The organism is Kitasatospora sp. NPDC097691 (assembly GCF_040302665.1).
GTDB lineage: Bacteria > Actinomycetota > Actinomycetes > Streptomycetales > Streptomycetaceae > Kitasatospora.
The window spans coordinates 109,290-126,167 of sequence record NZ_JBEORY010000003.1 but is presented as its reverse complement, the minus strand read 5'-3'; the positions used below and the strand labels follow the sequence as shown (position 1 = coordinate 126,167).

Annotated in this window: 18 protein-coding genes and 1 pseudogene; 6 read left to right on the top strand and 13 right to left on the bottom strand. The window is 73.6% G+C overall.

What is annotated here, in order from left to right; all coding sequences use genetic code 11:
• Nucleotides 1–108: 108 nt before the first annotated feature.
• Nucleotides 109–441: a YnfA family protein gene (locus tag ABTY56_RS03320; protein ID WP_350626014.1), complete on the bottom strand. Its 333-nt coding sequence runs from the start codon at nucleotides 439–441 to the stop codon at nucleotides 109–111.
• An 18-nt stretch (nucleotides 442–459) separates the two neighbouring features.
• Entirely contained in the window at nucleotides 460–1,674 is a 1,215-nt protein-coding gene (locus ABTY56_RS03315) for a pyridoxal phosphate-dependent aminotransferase (RefSeq protein ID WP_350626012.1), read from the bottom strand.
• A gap of 97 nt (nucleotides 1,675–1,771) precedes the next feature.
• On the opposite strand from ABTY56_RS03315, the pseudogene ABTY56_RS03310 reads away from it, so the two are divergent.
• Both ABTY56_RS03310 and ABTY56_RS03305 read left to right on the top strand, forming a co-directional pair.
• Nucleotides 1,772–2,125 (top strand): annotated as a pseudogene (locus tag ABTY56_RS03310) (winged helix-turn-helix transcriptional regulator); the annotation flags it as partial.
• A gap of 320 nt (nucleotides 2,126–2,445) precedes the next feature.
• Nucleotides 2,446–3,231, top strand: coding sequence for an SGNH/GDSL hydrolase family protein (locus ABTY56_RS03305; protein WP_350626010.1), 786 nt, complete (start codon nucleotides 2,446–2,448; stop codon nucleotides 3,229–3,231).
• Here ABTY56_RS03305 and ABTY56_RS03300 read toward each other — a convergent pair.
• A complete protein-coding gene (locus tag ABTY56_RS03300; RefSeq protein WP_350626008.1) occupies nucleotides 3,228–3,884 on the bottom strand; it encodes a GNAT family N-acetyltransferase in 657 nt (218 codons plus the stop codon). The two genes, ABTY56_RS03305 and ABTY56_RS03300, sit on opposite strands and share 4 nt — an antisense overlap.
• A 129-nt stretch (nucleotides 3,885–4,013) precedes the next feature.
• On the opposite strand from ABTY56_RS03300, the gene ABTY56_RS03295 reads away from it, so the two are divergent.
• Nucleotides 4,014–4,943 (top strand): pentapeptide repeat-containing protein, encoded by a 930-nt coding sequence (locus ABTY56_RS03295; RefSeq protein WP_350626006.1) that lies wholly within the window; start codon nucleotides 4,014–4,016, stop codon nucleotides 4,941–4,943.
• Nucleotides 4,944–4,982: 39 nt separating this feature from the next.
• On the opposite strand, the gene ABTY56_RS03290 is transcribed toward ABTY56_RS03295, so the two are convergent.
• The 4 genes from ABTY56_RS03290 to ABTY56_RS03275 all read right to left on the bottom strand — a co-directional run bounded on the left by ABTY56_RS03290 (nucleotide 4,983) and on the right by ABTY56_RS03275 (nucleotide 7,518).
• Nucleotides 4,983–5,543 carry a DinB family protein gene (locus tag ABTY56_RS03290; RefSeq protein WP_350626004.1) on the bottom strand — a complete coding sequence of 187 codons (561 nt, stop codon included), beginning with the start codon at nucleotides 5,541–5,543 and terminating at the stop codon, nucleotides 4,983–4,985.
• A 131-nt stretch (nucleotides 5,544–5,674) separates the two neighbouring features.
• A complete protein-coding gene (locus ABTY56_RS03285) occupies nucleotides 5,675–6,409 on the bottom strand; it encodes a tyrosine-protein phosphatase (RefSeq protein ID WP_350626002.1) in 735 nt (244 codons plus the stop codon).
• 10 nt (nucleotides 6,410–6,419) lie between these two features.
• Nucleotides 6,420–7,073, bottom strand: a complete 654-nt coding sequence (locus tag ABTY56_RS03280; RefSeq protein WP_350626000.1) for a TetR family transcriptional regulator — start codon at nucleotides 7,071–7,073, stop codon at nucleotides 6,420–6,422.
• Nucleotides 7,074–7,113: 40 nt separating this feature from the next.
• On the bottom strand, nucleotides 7,114–7,518 hold the full coding sequence (locus ABTY56_RS03275) for a RidA family protein (protein WP_350625998.1): 405 nt from the start codon (nucleotides 7,516–7,518) through the stop codon (nucleotides 7,114–7,116).
• Nucleotides 7,519–7,590: 72 nt separating this feature from the next.
• Here ABTY56_RS03275 and ABTY56_RS03270 point away from each other — a divergent pair, with 72 nt between their 5' ends.
• Nucleotides 7,591–8,520 carry a LysR family transcriptional regulator gene (locus ABTY56_RS03270; RefSeq protein WP_350625996.1) on the top strand — a complete coding sequence of 310 codons (930 nt, stop codon included), beginning with the start codon at nucleotides 7,591–7,593 and terminating at the stop codon, nucleotides 8,518–8,520.
• Here ABTY56_RS03270 and ABTY56_RS03265 read toward each other — a convergent pair.
• Nucleotides 8,517–9,416 (bottom strand): aminoglycoside phosphotransferase family protein, encoded by a 900-nt coding sequence (locus tag ABTY56_RS03265; protein WP_350625994.1) that lies wholly within the window; start codon nucleotides 9,414–9,416, stop codon nucleotides 8,517–8,519. The two genes, ABTY56_RS03270 and ABTY56_RS03265, sit on opposite strands and share 4 nt — an antisense overlap.
• A 74-nt stretch (nucleotides 9,417–9,490) precedes the next feature.
• Here ABTY56_RS03265 and ABTY56_RS03260 point away from each other — a divergent pair, with 74 nt between their 5' ends.
• A complete protein-coding gene (locus ABTY56_RS03260; RefSeq protein ID WP_350625992.1) occupies nucleotides 9,491–10,069 on the top strand; it encodes a hypothetical protein in 579 nt (192 codons plus the stop codon).
• Here the strand turns inward: ABTY56_RS03260 and ABTY56_RS03255 are convergent.
• Nucleotides 10,056–10,448, bottom strand: a complete 393-nt coding sequence (locus ABTY56_RS03255) for a PPOX class F420-dependent oxidoreductase (RefSeq protein ID WP_350625990.1) — start codon at nucleotides 10,446–10,448, stop codon at nucleotides 10,056–10,058. The two genes, ABTY56_RS03260 and ABTY56_RS03255, sit on opposite strands and share 14 nt — an antisense overlap.
• Nucleotides 10,449–10,636: 188 nt before the next feature.
• On the opposite strand from ABTY56_RS03255, the gene ABTY56_RS03250 reads away from it, so the two are divergent.
• Complete coding sequence (locus ABTY56_RS03250) at nucleotides 10,637–13,138, top strand: Tex family protein (RefSeq protein WP_350625988.1); 2,502 nt, start codon at nucleotides 10,637–10,639, stop codon at nucleotides 13,136–13,138.
• A 95-nt stretch (nucleotides 13,139–13,233) separates the two neighbouring features.
• Here ABTY56_RS03250 and ABTY56_RS03245 read toward each other — a convergent pair whose 3' ends face one another.
• From ABTY56_RS03245 to ABTY56_RS03230, 4 genes are all read right to left on the bottom strand, one after another.
• Nucleotides 13,234–13,653, bottom strand: a complete 420-nt coding sequence (locus ABTY56_RS03245; protein WP_350625986.1) for an SHOCT domain-containing protein — start codon at nucleotides 13,651–13,653, stop codon at nucleotides 13,234–13,236.
• Between the two features lie 111 nt (nucleotides 13,654–13,764).
• Nucleotides 13,765–14,349: an NUDIX hydrolase gene (locus ABTY56_RS03240; RefSeq protein ID WP_350625984.1), complete on the bottom strand. Its 585-nt coding sequence runs from the start codon at nucleotides 14,347–14,349 to the stop codon at nucleotides 13,765–13,767.
• Complete coding sequence (locus ABTY56_RS03235) at nucleotides 14,346–15,506, bottom strand: type III polyketide synthase (RefSeq protein ID WP_350625982.1); 1,161 nt, start codon at nucleotides 15,504–15,506, stop codon at nucleotides 14,346–14,348. Before ABTY56_RS03235 ends, ABTY56_RS03240 begins: the two co-directional genes overlap by 4 nt.
• Before the next feature lie 124 nt (nucleotides 15,507–15,630).
• Nucleotides 15,631–16,836, bottom strand: coding sequence for a cytochrome P450 (locus tag ABTY56_RS03230; protein WP_350625980.1), 1,206 nt, complete (start codon nucleotides 16,834–16,836; stop codon nucleotides 15,631–15,633).
• Nucleotides 16,837–16,878: the final 42 nt, after the last annotated feature.

Sequence of the window (16,878 nt, the reverse complement as noted above, 5' to 3'; positions counted from 1 at the left end):
CCGGTGTGTCCTGTTGTCCTGCGTGTCCTGTGCGTCCGACGCGTCCGGTGTGTCCGACGCGTCCGGTGCTTCCGGCCGTGCGTCCGGTGCGTCCGCTCGTGCGGCGGGTCAGCGCCTGGGGCCGTACATGATGACCGCGACCCCGGCCAGGCAGATCAGCGCGCCCGCCACGTCGTAGCGGGTCGGCCGGAAGCCGTCGACGAGCACGCCCCAGAGCAGCGAGCCGGCCACGAACACCCCGCCGTACGCCGCCAGCACCCGGCCGAAGTGGCTGTCCGGCTGCAGCGCCGCGACGAAGCCGTACGCGCCGAGCGCCACCACGCCCAACCCGGCCAGCCACCAGGGCCGTTGCTCGCGCACGCTCTGCCAGACCAGCCAGCAGCCGCCGATCTCGGCGAACGCGGCGAGGACGAACAGGGCGATCGAGCGCAGGACGGTCATGGGTGCGAGCGTAGGCGCTCAGCTCTGGCGGTACGTCGCCAGGAAGCGCCCGATCCGGTTGACGGCCGTCTCCAGGTCGTCGGCGCGGGGCAGGGTGACGAAGCGGAAGTGGTCCGGGCGGGGCCAGTTGAAGCCGGTGCCCTGGACGACGTGGATCTTCTCGCGCAGCAGCAGGTCCAGCACGAACTGCTCGTCGTCGACGATCCGGTGCACCGCCGGGTCCAGCTTGGCGAAGGCGTACAGGGCACCCTTGGGCTTGACGCAGCTGACGCCGGGGATCTCGTTGAGCGCCCGGACCGCGATGTCGCGCTGCTCGGCGAGCCGGCCGCCGGGCAGCACCAGGTCGTTGATGGACTGGTGGCCGCCGAGCGCGGCCTGGACGGCGTACTGGGCGGGCACGTTGGGGCACAGCCGCATGCCGGAGAGCATGGTGAGGCCCTCCAGGTAGTCGGTGGCGTGCTGCTTGGGGCCGGAGACGACCAGCCAGCCGCTGCGGAAGCCGGCCACCCGGTAGGACTTGGAGAGGCCGTTGAAGGTGAGGGTGAGCACGTCGTCGGCGAGGGCGGCCAGGCAGTGGTGTTCGGTGCCGTCGTAGAGGATCTTGTCGTAGATCTCGTCGGCCAGGACCATCAGCTGGTGGCGGCGGGCCAGGTCGAGGATGCCCTCCAGCAGTTCCTTCGGGTAGACCGCGCCGGTGGGGTTGTTGGGGTTGATGACGACGATCGCCTTGGTGCGGGCGGTGATCTTGGCGGCGATGTCGTCCAGGTCCGGGTACCACTCGGCCTCTTCGTCGCACAGGTAGTGCACGGCCTTGCCGCCGGCCAGCCGGACCACCGCCGTCCACAGCGGGTAGTCGGGCATCGGCACGAGCACCTCGTCGCCGTCGTCCACCAGCGCGGTGACGGCCATCTGGATCAGCTCGGAGACGCCGTTGCCGAGGTAGACGTCGTTGACGCTGACGCCCTGGACCCCGCGCTGCTGGTAGTACTGCACCACCGCGCGGCGGGCCGGCAGGATGCCGCGGGAGTCGCTGTAGCCGTGCGCCTTGGGCAGGTTGCGGATGATGTCCTGGACGATCTCCTCGGGCGCCTCGAAGCCGAACGGCGCCGGGTTGCCGGTGTTCAGCCGCAGCACGGTGTGCCCGGCCTCCTCCAGGGCGTTGGCCTGGTCGACCACCGGGCCGCGGATCTCGTAGCACACGCCATTCAGCTTGCTGGACTGTCGAAACTCCATCTGCGGCCTCCCGACCGTCACCACCGCTCCGTTGCTTCTGCTTTGTTCTACCAAGTTGGCACTTGGAAAGTCCAACCTTTTGGCTATGCTGATCCACATGTCACGCCGAAGCTACGACCAGTACTGCGCCGTCGCCCGCGCCCTGGACGCGGTGGGGGAGCGCTGGAGCCTCCTGATCGTCCGTGAACTCCTGGCCGGCCCGCGCCGCTACACCGACCTGCACGCCGACCTGCCCGGCGTCTCCACCGACATCCTGGCCGCCCGGCTCAAGCAGCTGGAGGGCGAGGGCCTGGTCGCGCGGCGGCGGCTGGAACGGCCCGCCAACGCGACGGTCTACGAGCTCACCGAGCGCGGGCGCGAACTGCGGCCGGTCATCGAGGCGCTGGGGGAGTGGGGCCTGGCCGCGCTCGGCGAGCAGCGGCCCACCGACGCGGTGCGCGAGCACTGGTTCACGCCCCGCAAGGCGGGGGACGAGGCGGCGGCCGTCGCGCCCTGACGGGCCGGTGGCGCGGTGGCGGCCGGCGGCCGGTGGCCGGTGGCCGGTGGCGATCGGTGGCGCGAGTCCCAAAGGCGTTGCAGCCGAACGGGGGCGGCGGCAAGGCCCCCGTCGCCGGCCGCCGCCCCGTGGCCCCAGGATGGCGCGGGCCGATAAACGAACGGTCGACGCGCGATGAGCGCCGAGGTGGGGGGCCTCGCTGCGGAGCCGCATCGACGCGCACGTACGATCGTCGGACCGCGGAAGCCGTCCCAGGAGAGCGGAGGCCCCAGCCCGTGCCCACCACCCACCGCAGCTACGCCGACTACGTCGCCCTCGGCGACTCCTTCACCGAGGGCATGTGCGACGACCTGCTGCCCGACGGCCACTACCGCGGCTGGGCCGACCGGGTCGCCTCGGCGCTGGCGGCGGAGCGCGCGGACGGGGACTTCCGGTACGCCAACCTCGCCGTCCGCGGCAAGCTCATCGGGCAGATCCACGACGAGCAGCTCGCCCCCGCCGCCGCCATGGGCGCCGACCTGGTCACCCTGGCCGGCGGCCTCAACGACGTGCTGCGCCCCGGCTGCGACATCGACCGGGTCGAGCGGCTGCTCGGCGAGTGCGCCCGCGAACTGCGGGCCGGCGGCGCCACCGTGGTCCTGTTCACCAGCACCGACCCCACCCGCCGGATGGCGGGCAGTGCCCGGCTGCTGCCCACGGTCCTGCGGATGAAGGCCTTCGTGCAGGAGCTCGGCCGCCAGGACGGCTTCGCCGTGGTCGACCTCTTCTCCGCGCCCTGCTTCGACGACCGCCGGCTGTGGGCCGAGGACCGGCTGCACCTCTCGCCCGAGGGTCACCGGCGGGTTGCCGAGGGCGTGTTGGAGGCACTCGGCCGCCCCGCCACCTTCGACTGGCGCGCCCCGCTGCCCGTCGCCGCCCCGCCCGGCCGCACCGAACGTCTGCGCGCCGACGCCCGCTGGCTGCGCACCCACCTCGGCCCGTGGATCGGCCGCCGCCTCACCGGCCGCTCCTCCGGCGACGGCCGCCCGCCGAAGCGGGCCGAACTCCGGCCGTACGTCTAGTCCTCGGCGGGCTCCGGATCCAGGACCAGGCTGGCCATGGGGGCGTGGGTGGTCCAGCCGAGCGCGGTGTAGAGCGCCTGTCCGTCCGGGGTGGCGACCAGTACGCCGGTGCGCGCGCCCCGCTCGTGCGCGGCGGACTGCAGCGTCCGCATCACCAGGGCGCCCAGGCCCCGGCGGCGGAACCCGGGTGTGGTGCTGATCTGGTCGGGCACGGCGACCGGTCCGGCCAGGCCGGCCTGGCCGCGCGCCGCCAGCTGCCCGTCCTCGGTGCGCACCATCGTCCGGATGACGCCGCCGCGCTCCCAGGTGGTGACGGTGTGGCCGGCCGGCGGCTCCGGCCGCTCGGGGGCGAGCGGGACGCTCATCAGGAAGCCCGGCACGTCCAGCCGCCACTGCGGGCCCAGCCAGGGGCGCACGGTGGCGTCCTCGGCGAACAGCTTCAGCCAGGTGGTCGGTGCGGTGGTGGCCTCGGCGATCTTGCGGACCTCGGCCTCGGTCGGCTCGGGCAGCACGTGCCGGCCCACCTCCCCGGCCGGAGAGCCGACGTCGATGCTCCAGCCCCAGGGCTGGTCGACCGGTTCGGCGGAGCCGCGCGAGACGACCCAGCCCGAGATCCACATCCGGACCAGTTCCCCGGTGTCCGGCTCCTGCATGATGCCCACCTCTTGCGCGTAATAGTCTCAGATGCGTTTCACACCTTACCGACCGTGGGGGTGGTCTGACCAGTAGGATTTCGGGGTTCACGGCGTCGCTCCGGCGCCCGGCTGGAAGGACCCCGGAACGTGCGCGAGACCGAGTCGCCGCAGGACCCCACGGCGGCCTCGCCGACCCCGCTCCGGTCCGACTGCGGCAGTTGCTTCGGGCTCTGCTGCGCCGCGCTGCCGTTCGCCGCCGGTGCCGACTTCGCCGAGAACAAGGCCGCCGGCAGCCCCTGCCGCAACCTGCAGACCGACTTCACCTGCGGCATCCACGCGCGCCTGCGTGACAGCGGCTTCCAGGGCTGCACCGTCTACGACTGCTTCGGCGCCGGGCAGCGGGTCTCCCAGGTGACCTTCGGCGGTCGCAGCTGGCGCGAGGAGCCGGACAGCGCCGGGCCGATGTTCGAGGTCTTCCCGGTCGTCCGGCAGCTGCACGAACTCCTCCGGTACCTGACCGAGGCACTCACCTTCGAGCCCGCCCGCGCCGTCCACCCCGAGCTGCGGCAGGCCCTGGAGGAGACCGACCGGCTGGCCGGCGGCACCCCCGAGGAGATCCTCGCCCTCGACGTCCGGGCCCACCGGCAGCGCGTCAGCGAACTCCTGCTGCGCGCCAGCGAACTCGTCCGCGCCGGTGTCCCGCGCCGCCGGGAGCACCGCGGCGGCGACCTCTTCGGCGCCCGGCTGCGCGGCGCCGACCTGCAGGGTGCCAACCTGCGCGGGGCGCTGCTGGTGGCCGCCGACCTCTCCGGCGCCGACCTGCGCCTGGCCGACCTGATCGGCGCCGACCTGCGCGACACCAACCTGTCCGGCGCCGACCTCGGCACGGCGCTCTTCCTCACCCAGAGCCAGCTCCACGCCGCCCGCGGCGACGCCGCCACCCGCCTTCCGGCCGGCCTCACCCGCCCGGCCCACTGGCCCGAGAAGGTGGCCCCGGCGGGCCCGGCGGGCTCGGCGACGAAGCCCCGGTCCGGCCCCGGCAAGGGTGGCCGGCCGGCCCGGGGGCGTCGCCGCTAGGGTCCGTCGCCGCCGGGGTCCGTCGTCAGGGCGCGTCGGTCACTGGCCCACCCGGCCGTCGACGCACTCGCGCAGCAGGTCGGCGTGCCCGCAGTGCCGGGCGTACTCCTCGATCCGGTGCACCAGCAGCTCGCGGATCGCGACCCCGTCCTTCCCGACCCGCTCGCCCAGGTCGGCGTACCCGGCCAGCGCGGCGTCGGTCGCGGCCTGCTCGCGTTCGAGGTCCCGGAACGAGGCCTCCACCACGGCCGGTTCGGCCACCGCCCCGTCGAAGTCCGCGTCCCGCTTGCCGTACAGCTTCGGCAGCGGCTCGTCCTCGGTGAGCCAGGTGCGCCAGTGCCGTTCCACCTCGGCGAGGTGGCGGACCAGCCCGAGCAGCGACATCGTCGACGGCGGGACCGAACGGCGGGCCAGCTGTTCGGCGTCCAGGCCCTCGCACTTCATCCGCAGGGTCAGCCGGTAGTTCGTCAGGTAGTCCTGCAGGCTCCCGAGTTCGCCGTCGGGGCTGGGGCCTTCGCTGTTGCGGGGGTCGTCGTCCGGGTCGGCCCACATGTCGGGGTAGACGGTCGCCTCGGTCCATCGTGCGGGTTGTTCGGTCATACCGTGCATGGTCGTTCGTGACCGCCCTCCCCCGCCACCGGTTATCGCCCGCGCAGGAAGTCGGGCCGGCCGACTTCCTGCGCAGCGGTTCTCAGCGGTCCGCGGCGGTCCGCAGCGGTCCGCAGTGGTGCTCAGTCGGTCAGCAGTCGGGCGCGCAGGTCGGCGATCCGGTCGCGGTCGACGCCGAGGGTGCCGGTGAGGTAGGCCTCGACCGAGCCGTGGCGGGCGGCGAGGTCGCCGAGGGCGAGGCGGATGACGGTCTCCGGGGCGCGGCCGTAGCCGGGCCAGCGCAGGGTGCGGTCGGGGTGGGCGGCGTGCCACTCGGCGATGAAGTGCGGGGTGGCGAGCTCGGTGAGGGCGAAGTCGACGGCGATGTCGTCCTCGGCGACGCCGAGCAGGGTGAGCAGCAGGGCGGCGATGAGCCCGGTGCGGTCCTTGCCGGAGGCGCAGTGGAAGACCACCGGGGCGTCGGCGGCGGCGATCACCTCCAGGACCTGGCGGATCTCCTTCACGCCGTCCTCGGCGACCTCGGCGAAGCGGTCGGCGAGGTAGCGCCAGGGGTCGAGCTCCGGGTCGATCTCGGCCTGGTCGTACGGGCGGTGTTCGATCGACAGGTTGTGGTACTCCAGCCCGTCGACCTCGGGCACCCGGCCCTTGGCGGCGATCTCCCAGGGGTAGCGCAGGTCGATCACGGTCCGGACGCCGAGGGCCCGCAGCCGGTCGAGGTCGGCGGGGGAGGTGAGCTTGCCGAGCGAGTCGGAGCGGTAGAGCAGGCCCCACCGTACGGACCGCCCCCCGGCGGCCGGATACCCGCCCAGGTCACGGAAGTTGTGCAGGGCATCGAAGCTGTGGTGACGCGTTGTCATACGCGGCACTCTAGCCAGGCGCCCGGCCGGGGTCGGGTCGGCCGTAGCCGTGGGCGAGGAGGTCGAAGGCGCGGGTGGCGTCGCCGGCGGCCTCGGCGTGCAGGTCGTCGGCGGTGCGGCCGCCCTCCCGGATGCGCTGCCAGTTGTGCAGGGCGAGGACGCGCTGGGTGGCGGTGACCTGGGCGGCGAGCAGCTCGGCGGTGAGCGCGCGGGGTTCGGGGAGCTCGGGGACCTCGTACAGGGCGTCGGCCAGGGAGCGTTCGGCGCGGGACACGTACGCGCCGACCCGGGCGGCCAGGCTCGGGGTGCCGTACACGAGGGCGGTGAAGGCGAGGACGGCGGGGTGGTCGTTGAGGCCGGTGACGGGGTCGCGCCGGGTGAGGCCGGTCAGGAAGTCCCGGAGGAGGGCGTCGAGCACCGGTTCGCCGGCGAGCCGGTTGCGGACGACGTCGGCCGCCTGCTCCTGGTGGTCGGCGAAGCGGTGGACGACCAGGTCCTCCTTGCTGGGGAAGTAGGAGAACAGCGTCGGCTTGGAGACCTCGGCGGCCGCCGCGACCTCCGCCACCGACACCTGGTCGAAGCCGCGCTCCAGGAAGAGCGCGATGGCCGCCTCGGAGATGGCCCGCCGGGTCCGCTCCTTCTTGCGCTCGCGCAGTCCGGTCATGGATCCAGGCTAGCAGGGGATCTTGACCCGGGAAGTTTTTTTACCCGGTCGGCGCGCTCGTGCCCCGCCGCCGGGCGGTGACCTCGATCTCGATCCGCATCCGGGGGTCGGCGAGCCCGCACACCTGCATCGTGGCGGCCGGGCGCACCTCGCCGAAGCAGCGGCGCAGGACGGGCCAGCAGGGCTCGAAGTCCGCGCGCTCGGGCAGCAGGTAGCGCACCCGCACCACGTCGGCGAAGCCGCAGCCCGCCTCGGCCAGCGCGGCCGCGATGGTGCGCAGGCACTGCTCGGCCTGCTCGACCACGTCCTCGGAGATGGTCATGGTGGCGTAGTCGAACCCGGTCGTCCCGGAGACGTGGACGGTGTCGCCGTCCACCACGGCGCGGGCGTAGCCGATCTGTTCCTCGAAGGTCGATCCGCTGAGGATCGCGCGTCGCTCTGTCATGCCGGGAACGCTAGGTGGCCTGCGGGAATACGTCCAACACTCCCGGCGGGACGATCTGATATCCCTGGAGGTATGGAGCGCCCCGAACTCCCCCTCCCGCAGCTGCGCGCCTTCGTCGTGCTCGCCGAGGAGCTGCACTTCGGCCACGCCGCCGCCCGCCTGGGCATCGCCCAGCCGCCGCTGAGCCAGCAGATCCGACGGCTGGAGGAGAAGGTCGGCCACCCGCTCTTCCGCCGCGACCCCGGCGGCGTCGAGCTGACCCCGGCCGGCCGGGAGCTCCTGCCCGCCGCGCGGCGGGCGCTGACCGACCTCACGGACGCCCTGGCCGCCGCCCGCGCGGTCGGCCGCGGCGAGGCGGGACGGCTGCGGATCGGCTTCTCGGCCTCCCTCGCCCTGACCGTCCTGCCCGGCCTGCTGGACACCTTCCGGCGGCATTGCCCCGCCGTGCACCTGGACGTGCGCGAGATGACCAGCGCGCCGCAGATCGCCGCGCTGCACGACCGGAGCATCGACGTCGGCCTGCTGCGTGAACCACCGCCGGACGAACCGGAGTTGCGCTTCCGTACCGTCCTCACGGAGCCGTTCGTCGCGGTGCTGCCGACGGGCCACCCGCTGGCCGGGCGACGGACCGTCCGGCTCGCCGGGCTGGCGGACGAGCCGTTCGTGCTGCTGCCCCGGGAGGACGGCCCGCAGTTGTACGACCGGATCACCGGGCTGTGCGCCGAGGCCGGCTTCACCCCGCGGATCGGGCAGCAGGCGGTGGAGTGGCAGACGGTGTGCGCGCTGGTCGAGGCCGGGTTGGGCGTCTCGCTGGCCCCGGCGAGCATCCGGCGGATCCGGCTTCGGGGCGTCGCCTTCCGCTCGATCGAGCCCGGCGCGGCCCGGACCGCCGTCGCGGTCGCCTGGCGCGCCGACGACCCCGACCCGCTGGTGCGTCGACTGCTCGCGGCCGTCGGCGACCGACCCGCGGGGAGCGGGCGGACGCTGCGGGGGAGCGGTTAGACGCTGCGGTCGGCGAGCACCTCGCGGACGACGTGGCGGGCGTTGGCGGTCAGGGCCTGGTCGGTGTGCCGGTAGTACGGGATCGTCACCAGGGCGATGGAGAAGGCCCAGGCGCGGCCGCGGGCCCACATCGCGTCGTCGGCGCGCAGGGCGGCGCGGAAGGTGGGGCGGGCGGCGGCCGGCAGCAGGTTCCAGGCGGCGATCAGGTCGGCGGTCGGGTCGCCGACGCCCATCAGGGCGAAGTCGATGACGGCGGCGAGTCGGCCGTTCCGGGAGAGCAGCAGGTTGCCGGGGGTGAGGTCGCCGTGCATCCACTGCGGCGGTCCGGCGTGGTCGGGCAGGCGCAGCGCCTTGTCCCACAGCGCGGTGGCGGCCGCGGTGTCGATCGAGCCGGCGAGTTGGGCGATGGCCGCGCGGGTCGCGCCGTCGCGGGAGGCGAGCGGCACGCTGCGGTGGCCGGCCGGGGCGTCGGCCGGGTCGACGGCGCGCAGGGCGTTGACGAAGCCGGCCAGGTCGCGGGCCAGTGCGTCGGGTGCGGCGAGGACGCCGACGGCGGGGTTGACGCCGTCGATCCAGTGCAGCACCGACCACTCCCACGGGTAGCCGGCGGCGGGCCGGCCGACGGCGAGCGGGGCGGGGATCGGCAGCGGCAGCCGCGGCGCCAGGCGGGGCAGCCACTGGCGCTCCCGGCGGACGTAGCCCGCCGCCCACTCCACTCTGGGGAGCCGGACGGCGAGTTCGGGCCCGAGGCGGAACATCGCGTTGTCCGCCCCCGCGGAGCCGACCGGGGTGATCGGAAGGTGTTCCCACTGCGGGAACTGGGCGGAGATCAGACGTCTCACCAGGGCCGCGTCGACCACCGGCTCGTCGGGGTGCATCCGGGTGGCAGCGCACATGCCCGGCAGCGTACAGCGCCGATCGTTTCCGTTCAGCCGTATTCCCCAACTGCGCGGACCAATAGGCTGACGACATGGTGATCAGTCAGCAGACCGCGGGAGAGCGCCGGGCCCTGCGCGCGGCACTGGCGGCGCTCGCGCTGCTCGCCCTGTTGGGCGCGGTCGGGCAGTACGGCGAGCGCCCGGGTGGCCTGCTGGTGCTGCGCGACTGCTTCGACCGGCCGCTGTTGCTGTTCACCGGCGCGCTGCCGCTGCTGCTGGTGGTGCTGTACTGCGTCACCTGGCGGGCCTGGATCCGGGTGGTCCTGGGCGTCGGCGTGCTGCTGACGGCCGCGGCGACGGTGCCGCTGTGGATCCTCCTCGACGCCCCGTACGACACCGGGACGCAGCGGGCGCCCGACCGCTCCGACCGGCGGATCGTCCGGCAGGAGGAGCCCGGGATGCTGAGCACCGCCCAGTGGGTCTACGTCGACCAGGGCACCGGCCTGACCGCCCGCCGCTGGCAGATCGCCCACGCGGACTTCCGCTCCGGCGACGAGATCGACGCCGTCTGGGACGGCCCGGACCGGGTCCGGCTGACGAGCGGCAGCGTGACGAAGGTGATCGACCTCGCCGCCGACGGCCGGCCCAGCGGCTCGCTCACGCTGGGGTGACCCGCACCCCGATCGTGCCGCCCTTGCCGAACCGCAGCACGTTCGCGGTCAGCGCGATCGCGCACAGCAGCCCGTACTTGCGCCGCAGCAGCCTGCGGTAGGCGGGCGCCCGGACCGGGTCGAGCACGGCCGTGGCCGCGACCTGCGCGCCGAGCAGGTTACCCCGGATGTCGCTCGGGCCGACCAGCACGTCCGAGCGGTTGCGCAGGCGCTTGACCTTGCCGGTTTTCGTCACGGTGGTGAAGACCAGCGCGTCGCCGTCCCGCGCGACCCAGACCGGGGTGGCCACCGGGGTGCCGTTCCTCCGGTAGGTGGTGAACAGCAGGTACTTGGCGGCGGCGAGCCGCTCCAACTCGGCGGCAGCATCCAGAGTGTCCATGCCCGCCAGGCTATGCAGCGGCAACTGGGCATCGCTTGAGCCTTCTTGGGGCCGGCGCCGGCCCGCCCGGGGCCGCCGGCCGGGCGCGCCACGCCCGGGCGCGACGGGTGCGGCCGGGCGTCGTCGTCGGCACCTGCCAGAATGCAGGGCGTACGGCGAAAGCACTGAAGGAGAAGGTGACCGGCTTCGTGACCACGCCAGTCGAACAGGCGGCCCGCCAGGGCCAGCAGGCGATCGAGCGCAAGATCGCCGAGGAACTGGGCGTCCGCGAGGGGCAGGTGAAGGCGGCCGTCGACCTGCTCGACGGCGGCGCGACCGTCCCGTTCGTGGCCCGCTACCGCAAGGAGGTCACCGGCTCCCTCGACGACGCCCAGCTGCGCAGCCTGGAGGAACGGCTGCGCTACCTGCGCGAACTGGAGGAGCGCCGGGCGGCCGTCCTGGACTCGATCGAGTCCCAGGGCAAGCTGGACGACGCGCTGCGCGCCCGGGTGCTGGCCGCCGACTCCAAGGCCCGGCTGGAGGACATCTACCTGCCGTTCAAGCCGAAGCGGCGCACCAAGGCGCAGATCGCCCGCGAGGCCGGGCTGGAGCCGCTGGCCGACACCCTGCTCGCCGACCCCGCGCAGGACCCGGCGACGCTCGCCGCCGGGTACCTCAACGAGTCGGTGGCGGACGCCCCGGCGGCCCTGGAGGGCGCCCGGGCGATCCTGGTCGAGCGCTTCGGGGAGGACGCCGACCTGGTCGGCTCGCTGCGCGATCGGATGTGGACCCGCGGCCGCGTGGTCGCCACCGTCCGCGACGGCAAGGAGCAGGACGGCGCCAAGTTCGCCGACTACTTCGACTTCGCCGAGCCCTACACCAAGCTCCCCTCGCACCGCATCCTGGCGATGCTGCGCGGCGAGAAGGAGGAGGTGCTCGACCTCGAACTCTCGCCCTACGACGGCGAGTCCGAGGGGGACCTGCCCGGCGGGAACGACTACGAGCAGCGGATCGCCGCCCGGTTCGGCATCGCCGACCGCGGCCGCCCGGCCGACAAGTGGCTCGGCGACACCGTCCGCTGGGCCTGGCGCACCCGGGTCCTGGTGCGCCTCGGCATCGACCTGCGCGCCCGGCTGCGCGCCGAGGCCGAGGAGGAGGCGGTGCGCGTCTTCGCCGCCAACCTGCGAGACCTGCTGCTCGCCGCCCCGGCCGGCACCCGCGCCACCATGGGGCTGGACCCGGGCTTCCGCACCGGGGTGAAGGTCGCGGTGGTGGACGCCACCGGCAAGGTCGTCGCGTACGACACGATCTACCCGCACCAGCCCGCCAACAAGTGGGACGCGGCCCTGCACACCCTGGCCGCGCTGGCGAAGAAGCACGACGTCGACCTGGTCGCGATCGGCAACGGCACCGCCTCCCGGGAGACCGACAAGCTGGCCGAGGACCTGATCAAGCGCCACCCCGAGCTGAAGCTCACCAAGGCGATGGTCAGCGAGGCCGGCGCCTCGGTCTACTCGGCCTCCGCGTTCGCCTCGCAGGAGCTGCCGGACCTGGACGTGTCGATCCGCGGCGCGGTCTCGATCGCCCGCCGGCTGCAGGACCCGCTGGCCGAACTGGTCAAGATCGACCCCAAGTCGATCGGCGTCGGCCAGTACCAGCACGACCTGAGCGAGGTGAAGCTCTCCCGCTCGCTGGACGCCGTGGTCGAGGACTGCGTGAACGCCGTCGGCGTGGACGTCAACACCGCCTCGGCGCCGCTGCTCACCCGGGTCTCCGGCGTCACCGGCACGCTCGCCGACAACATCGTCGCCCACCGCGACGCCAACGGCCCGTTCCGCACCCGCAAGCAGCTCAAGGACGTCGCCCGGCTCGGCCCCAAGGCCTTCGAGCAGTGCGCGGGCTTCCTGCGCATCCCCGGCGGCGAGGACCCGCTGGACGCCTCCAGCGTGCACCCCGAGGCCTACCCGGTGGTGCGCCGCATCCTCGCCGCGACCGGCGGGGAGCTGCGCGAGCTGATCGGCAACGGCGCCGCGCTGCGGGCGCTGAGGCCCGGCGACTTCGCCGACGAGACCTTCGGTGTCCCGACCGTCACCGACATCCTCGGCGAGCTGGACAAGCCCGGCCGTGACCCGCGCCCGGCCTTCCGCACCGCGACCTTCAAGGAGGGCGTCGACAAGATCGGCGACCTGGAGGTCGGCATGGTGCTGGAGGGCGTGGTCACCAATGTCGCCGCCTTCGGGGCCTTCGTGGACGTGGGCGTCCACCAGGACGGGCTGGTGCACGTCTCGGCGCTGTCCAGGACCTTCGTCAAGGACCCGCGCGAGGTGGTCAAGCCCGGCGACATCGTGAAGGTCCGGGTGGTCTCGGTGGACGTGCCGCGCAAGCGGATCGGGCTCACCCTGCGGCTGGACGACGAGGTCGGGCGCGAGCGCGGCGACCGGGGCGGCGACCGCGGGGACCGCGGCGAGCGGCAGGCCCGTCCGCCGCGCCAGGAGCGGCGCGGCGCCGGTCAGGGCGGTCAGGGCGGACGCGGCGGCCAGGAGCGGCGCGGCGGCGGTCCGGGCGGCCAGGGCGGACGCGACCGGGGCGACCGGGGCGGCTCCGGCGGCTCCCCGGCGCCGGCCAACAGCGCCATGGCGGACGCGCTGCGCCGGGCCGGCCTGGCCGGTGGCGACGGCGGCTCGGGCGACCGGCGTTCCGGGCGGCGCTGAGCCGCCTCGGACTGACCGACGGATCGACGACGGCCGGGGGCCGGTGGACGCGCTCTGCGTCCACCGGCCCCCGGCCGTGGTACCCGTCCGGGTGTTCAGGCCAGGAGTTTCGCCTTGGCCTTCTGGTACTCCTCGTCGGAGATGGCGCCCTTCTCCTTCAGGTCCGCCAGTTTTGCCAGGTCGTCGACGTGGCTGCCGCCGGCGTCCGGGCCGGACGCTGCCGCGTCCCGGACGTAGGCCTGGAAGGCGGCCTGGCTCTCCTTGGCCTGTTCGATGTCGCGTTTGGTCATCGACTGCCCGCGGGCGATCAGGTAGATGAGCACGCCGATCAGGGGCAGGAGGATCACCAGGACCAGCCAGCCGGCCTTGCCCCAGCCGCTCAGGTCGTGGCTGCGGAAGATGTCCGTGATGATCTTGAACAGCAGGAAGAACCAGAGGATCCACAGGAACAGCTCCAACATCGTCCAGAAGATGTTGAGCAGCGGGTAGTCCGCGGCCAGCGTGTAGGTGTCCATGGCCGAGTCATATCATCGCAAAACGGACATCGCGCTCCGTTGTTCGGCCGTTCCAGTGATCTTCCGGACCGGCGGGAATACCCCGGCCGACCGGCCTGACCGGCTGACGCCTCAGCCCAGTCCGGCCCGGCGCCGCAGCTCCACCGCGAGCCCGACCAGCTCGCCCCACCAGGCCTCGTGCCCGGTCAGCAGCAGTCGCTGCGCCTCGGCGGCCGGGACCGTACGGACCTCGACCACCTGCTCCCCGTCGGCCGGGTTGGTCGGCGAGGACTCCAGCGCGACCTCGCCCCAGCCCCACAGCCAGGCCTTCTCCGGGTGCGGCTGCCACGGCCGGTACGGCACCGGGTCGTCGGTGCGGCAGCGGTGCGCACCCAGCCAGCCCGGCTCGCCGAGCAGCCGGGCACCCGCCTCCTCGCGCAGCTCGCGCTCCAGGCAGGCGGCGATGCTCTCGTCCTGCTCCCGGGTGCCGCCGGGCAGGAACCAGTGGTCCCGGTCGTCCCGGCAGAGCACCACCTCGCCGTCGGCGAAGCCGACCAGGTGGATGTTGGTGACCAGGTCGTCCGGCGGCAGCTCGGTGGAGAACTGCGCGTCGTAGCGTCCCCAGCTCCAGTACTGCGGCGCGTGCAACGCCGGGAAGCGGGCGGCGAGTTCGGCGGCTCTGGCGGAGGCGTCGGTGCGGTCCGTGGTATCGGTCATTCGGTGATCGTAGTGCCGGCCGGGAAACGGCGGGGGACGGTCGGATGGACGAGGGCGATGTCGGAGGTGGAGACGGCGCGAGGCCGGCGGGGGCGCGGCGCCTCGGCCGGCACGCCGACCCAACTCCCCAGCGAGATCTCGGCGGTGATGCCCGGCCCGAAGCCGGCGATCAGTCCGGTGGTGCCCTCCGGTACGCCGCCGTCGTCGAACAACCGGGCGAGCGCGTCGAAGACGACGGCGCTGGCGATGTTGCCGCGTTCGGTGAGCGTGGCGCGGCTGTAGCGGAAGGTGGCCGGTTCCAGGTTGAGGAAGCGGCACAGGTCGTCCAGGATGCGCGGACCGCCCGCGTGCACGATGTAGAACCCGAGCCCGGAGACGTCCCAGCCGTGCTCGCCGGCCAGGCCGCGCAGCGCGGGCGCGAGCATCTCCATCGTGCCGGGCACCCGCTTGTCCAGCTGGAAGTGGAAGCCGGTGTCCTTGACCCCGTACGAGATCCAGTTCTCGGTGCCCGGGACGAGGTGCGAGCCGTTGCGCTCGATCCGCACGCCGTGCCCGCCGTGCCCGCGCATCACCACGGCGGCCACCGCGTCCCCGAACAGGCCGTTGGAGAGCAGCGAGCCCACGCCGAGGTCGGTCGGCTGGTAGCAGAGCGAGCAGAACTCGCAGGCGACGATGAGCACGTTGGCGCCTGGGTAGGCGCGGCAGAAGTCGTGCGCGCGGTTGACGGCGGCACCGCCGGCCGCGCAGCCGAGCTGGGCGATCGGCACCTGGCGGGTGTCGGAGCGGAAGCCCATGGTGTTGATCAGCCAGGCGGTCATCGACGGCATCATGAAGCCGGTGCAGGACACGTAGACCATCAGGTCGATGTCCCGGGCGGTCAACTCGGCGTACGCCAGGGCCCGTTCGACCACCTCGGGGACGCGGCGCTTGGCCTCGCGCTCGTACACCTCGTTGCGGACGGTGAAGCCCGGGTGGGTGAGGGTCCGCTCGATCGGCTGGACCAGGTGCCGGGTCCGCACCCCGGTGTTCTCGATCAGTCGCAGGGCCAGGCCGAGCTGGGGGTGGTCGGCGTGCAGGGCGCGGGCGAGTTCGAGGGTCTCGCCGAGGGTGATGACGTGCTCGGGTACGGCGATGGCGGGGCGGCAGAGTGTTGCCATGGGTGTGTGGGTCTCCCCTGGGGGCCTGGGGGCAGGCCGGTGGATGCGTGGAACGGGGACGGGCGCGGCGCCCGCCCGGCTGCGGGTGGCGGGGCCGGTCGCGCGGAGGCGGGGCGGGCGGCGGCTACCAGGCCACCGGCAGGGTGCGCGGGAAGCGCCAGATCGAGCCGGAGTCCCAGTCGAGTTCGGCCGGTTCGACAGCCAGTCGCAGGCCGGGGAAGCGCCGCAGCAGGGTGCCGATGGCGACCTGCAGCTCCATCCGGGCCAGGTGCGCGCCGAGGCAGTGGTGCTGCCCGTAACCGAAGGTCATGTGGGTGGGCGCGCCGCGGTCGAGGTCCAGCTCGTCGGGGCGCTCGTACACCGCCGGGTCGCGGTTGGCGGTCAGGTAGGAGACGTGCACCGCCTCGCCGGCCCGGATCAGCACCCCGCCCAGCTCCACGTCCTCGGTGGCGACCCGGGCGATGCCGACTCCCTGCCGGAACGGGATGAAGCGCAGCAGCTCCTCCAGGGCGCGCGGCAGCGTCTCGGGCCGGGCGCGGAGCTTGGCGAGCTGCTCGGGGTGGGTGAGCAGGGTGTGGGTGATGTTGCCGAGCTGGTAGGTGCTGGTGTCGTGGCCGGTGACCAGCAGGACCATCGCCATCACGGTCAGCTCGTCGGCGTCCAGCAGTTCGTCGCCGTCGCGGGCGGTGGCGAGGGCGCTGATCAGGTCCTCGCCGGGCGCGGCGCGGCGGGCCGCGGTCAGCTCGCCGAAGTAGGCGCGCAGCGCGACCTTGGCGGCCTCCTGGCCGTCCCGGCTGCCCGGGCCCATCCGCATCATCGCGACGGCGTGGCCGCGCAGTTCGGCGCGGTCGGCCTCGGGGATGCCGAGCAGCTCGCAGATGGTGGTGAGCGGGAGCCGGCCGGCCAGGAAGTGCATCAGGTCGGCGGGGGAGCCGTGCTCCGCCATCTCGTCGTAGTAGCCGTCGACGATCCGCTGGGTGGCCGGGCGCATCCGCTCGACCTGGCGGTTGGTGAAGCCCTGGGCGACCAGTCGGCGAAGCCGGTTGTGGGCGGGCGGGTCCATCAGGTTGATCGCCTCGGCCTGGGCGATCGGGGCGGGCGTCATCCGCGGCAGGTCACGGCCGATGCCCGCGGCGCGGCTGAACCGGCGGTCGGTGGTGACCACCCGGACGTCCTCGTAGCGGGTGGCCAGCCAGGCCTCGCCCTCGCCGTGCGGCAGCCGGATCCGGGCGATCGGGGCCTCGGTGAGCAGCCGCTTGAGGAGGGGGTCGAACTCCAGGCCGTCGGTGTGGTGGAAGGGGCAGTCCCACACGGGGGCGGTGGTGGTCACGGGCCTGTCCAATTGTCTTCGTCCTGGTCTTCGTCATGCCGG

Excerpts from the sequence above, each read along its gene's own strand:
- ABTY56_RS03270 (WP_350625996.1), top strand. The coding sequence starts at position 7,591 with ATGGAGCGCCCCGAACTCCCCCTCCCGCAGCTGCGCGCCTTCGTCGTG.
- ABTY56_RS03280 (WP_350626000.1), bottom strand. The coding sequence starts at position 7,073 with ATGACCGGACTGCGCGAGCGCAAGAAGGAGCGGACCCGGCGGGCCATC.
- ABTY56_RS03260 (WP_350625992.1), top strand. The coding sequence starts at position 9,491 with ATGGTGATCAGTCAGCAGACCGCGGGAGAGCGCCGGGCCCTGCGCGCG.
- ABTY56_RS03275 (WP_350625998.1), bottom strand. The coding sequence starts at position 7,518 with ATGACAGAGCGACGCGCGATCCTCAGCGGATCGACCTTCGAGGAACAG.
- ABTY56_RS03300 (WP_350626008.1), bottom strand. The coding sequence starts at position 3,884 with ATGCAGGAGCCGGACACCGGGGAACTGGTCCGGATGTGGATCTCGGGC.
- ABTY56_RS03285 (WP_350626002.1), bottom strand. The coding sequence starts at position 6,409 with ATGACAACGCGTCACCACAGCTTCGATGCCCTGCACAACTTCCGTGAC.
- ABTY56_RS03245 (WP_350625986.1), bottom strand. The coding sequence starts at position 13,653 with ATGGACACCTACACGCTGGCCGCGGACTACCCGCTGCTCAACATCTTC.
- ABTY56_RS03315 (WP_350626012.1), bottom strand. The coding sequence starts at position 1,674 with ATGGAGTTTCGACAGTCCAGCAAGCTGAATGGCGTGTGCTACGAGATC.
- ABTY56_RS03240 (WP_350625984.1), bottom strand. The coding sequence starts at position 14,349 with ATGACCGATACCACGGACCGCACCGACGCCTCCGCCAGAGCCGCCGAA.
- ABTY56_RS03235 (WP_350625982.1), bottom strand. The coding sequence starts at position 15,506 with ATGGCAACACTCTGCCGCCCCGCCATCGCCGTACCCGAGCACGTCATC.
- ABTY56_RS03290 (WP_350626004.1), bottom strand. The coding sequence starts at position 5,543 with ATGACCGAACAACCCGCACGATGGACCGAGGCGACCGTCTACCCCGAC.
- ABTY56_RS03255 (WP_350625990.1), bottom strand. The coding sequence starts at position 10,448 with ATGGACACTCTGGATGCTGCCGCCGAGTTGGAGCGGCTCGCCGCCGCC.
- ABTY56_RS03265 (WP_350625994.1), bottom strand. The coding sequence starts at position 9,416 with ATGTGCGCTGCCACCCGGATGCACCCCGACGAGCCGGTGGTCGACGCG.
- ABTY56_RS03320 (WP_350626014.1), bottom strand. The coding sequence starts at position 441 with ATGACCGTCCTGCGCTCGATCGCCCTGTTCGTCCTCGCCGCGTTCGCC.